The following is a 2,200-nucleotide window of genomic DNA, read 5'->3' on the forward strand; positions in this document are numbered from 1 at the left end:
GTCCTTATCTACACAGCTGTAGAAGGCTCGTACAGAGCCCCGCCGGAAACAGCGGCAGGGCCCGGCGGTCGCTCCCCCGGACCACCGGGCCCTGCTCCTGCGCCTCGCCGAGAGGGCCCGCTCAGTGTCCCGAGCCGTGCCCGCCGTAGTGGCCGCTGATCTGGTCGCGGTACGCCGGGTCGCCCAGATGCTTGTCCTTGTCGAACTCGGGCGCGTCCTTGATCTGCTCCTTGGTCCGCGCCACGTGCAGCGTCCGCTCCTCGTGGTCGATCCCGGTGATCGTCCCGGCCGGCAGCAGGACCTCCTTGCCGAAGATCCACACTCCGGTGTCCACGACGATGTACTGCTCCCCCACATCGTTCGAGTGCTTGTCCACCTTGCCGATGTGCCCGTCGAGCGCCTCGACCTTGTACCCGCTCAGATCCGCGTCCGGCGTGTGCCCAGCGGTCGGGCCGTAGCTCCACATGTTCTCGGCGGTCATAGACGACACCTCCATACTCCCGCCCCCGGAGGTGGATGCGGTCCACATCCCTTCTCCCACCAGAGGCTCAACGGGCGGGTGTCCGGCCGGGGGCCGAGCAAACCCACCGCCCCTCTTCAGGGGTGACACCACCGACGGCAACACGGGACACCCCACAGGCGGAAGCAGGGCGAGAAGCGGGCGTCGGGTCACCAGGTCACGGGCAGCTCCAGGGGGAAGCGGCGGATCGTCTCGGTGTCCCAGCGCACCTTCTCCGGCGGCACGGCCAGCCGCAGGCCGGGGAAGCGCTCGAGGAGCCGCCCGATGGCCACTTCGAGTTCCGCCATGGCCAGGGGCACGGCGATGCAGCGGTGTCCGCCCCAGCCGAACGTCATGTGCGGACGGCTGGGCCGGTGGATGTCGATGACGTCCGGGTTCGGATAGCGCTCCGGATCGCGGTTGGCCGCGAGGTACGACACATGGACGAAGTCTCCCGCCCGGATCTGCGCGCCGCACAGTTCCAGGTCCTCGAGAGCCAGCCGGGGGATTCCGACGCCGTTGCGGAACGGGATGTAGCGGAGCATCTCGTTCAGTACGTCGGTCAGGTCCTCGGGCCGGCGCCTGAGATGGTCCGTCAGTTCGGGGCGCGTGAGGAGCAGGTAGACGATGTTGCCGATCTGGCAGGTCGCCGTGTCCTGCCCGCTGAGTGCCAGGGTCAGGGCGGTGACCGCCAGTTCCCGGTCGCTGAGGCAGTCCTCGCCGTCCCGCGCTTCGGCCATCAGGCTGATGAGGTCCTCGCCCGGGGACTTCCGGCGCTGCTGGACGAGTTCACCGAAGTACGACGTGAGTTCGGCCTTGGCCGCCACGGCGGCCTCCTTGGTGCCGGCGCCGACGACCAGCAGCCGGCGCACGGCATCCTGCATGCGCGCCCAGTCCTCACGCGGAACGCCGAGCAGGTCCATGACGGTGTGCTGGGGAAGCGTGTCGGCCAGCATCTCCACCACGTCGGCCGGCGGACCGTACTCCTCCATCTCGTCCAGCAGGCTGTCCGCGAGCCGGACGATCCGGGGCCGCATCTCGTCGGCCCGCTGCTGGGTGAACGCCTGCGAGGCCAGTTGGCGGACACGGCTGCTGTGCGGCGGGTCCATGACGTTGATCGACTCGGGCGAGACGATGGGCTCCGGCGTCAGCCGGGGGTAGTCGTGGGCGATGATGCCTGCCCGGCTCAGCCGGGGGTCCGTGGTCACCCTTTTGACGGCGTCGAAGCCGGTGACGATCCAGGCGTCGGCGTCACCGTAGGGAAGCCTGATGCGGGCCGGCGTGTCCCGTCGCATCAGGTCGGCGAGCGCGGGATCGAACTCAAGCGCCTCGCTGAAATCAAACGGACACTCGACGGCCCTTTTGTCGCTGGGCACCAGGGGGCTCCTCCGAGTTCGGAACGGGTACGGAAACAGCGGCGTCCACTGCGTGACGGGGCCTTGGGCGATACGCACAGACACCGAGAGCTCGTTGATTACGCAGAGTAGGCGCGATCAGAGTGTGGCCGGGTGCCAGGGAACTCCGAAGCCGCCACGCCACGCTGATGAGCCAGGTTCTGCCGTACGGCCCCGTGTGACGCGTCAGGGCAGCCCCTCCTCCTCGTCCCGCTTCTCCGGCGTATCCACCTCCGCCCAGATCGTCTTCCCGCCCCCGGTCTCGTACCGGGTCCCCCACCGGTCCGCGAGCTGGGAGACGATGTAC

General features: G+C 68.9%; 2 protein-coding genes. Both read right to left on the bottom strand.

From position 1 onward, the window contains the following. Positions 1–121: 121 nt before the first annotated feature. Complete coding sequence (locus CCN33_RS24840) at positions 122–481, bottom strand: PRC domain containing protein (RefSeq protein ID WP_086695712.1); 360 nt, start codon at positions 479–481, stop codon at positions 122–124. 188 nt (positions 482–669) lie between these two features. Further along, on the bottom strand, positions 670–1,878 hold the full coding sequence (locus CCN33_RS24845; RefSeq protein ID WP_400906103.1) for a cytochrome P450: 1,209 nt from the start codon (positions 1,876–1,878) through the stop codon (positions 670–672). Positions 1,879–2,200: the final 322 nt, after the last annotated feature.

The sequence above is a fragment of the Streptomyces recifensis genome (genome assembly GCF_002154615.1).
Lineage (GTDB): Bacteria > Actinomycetota > Actinomycetes > Streptomycetales > Streptomycetaceae > Streptomyces > Streptomyces griseoluteus.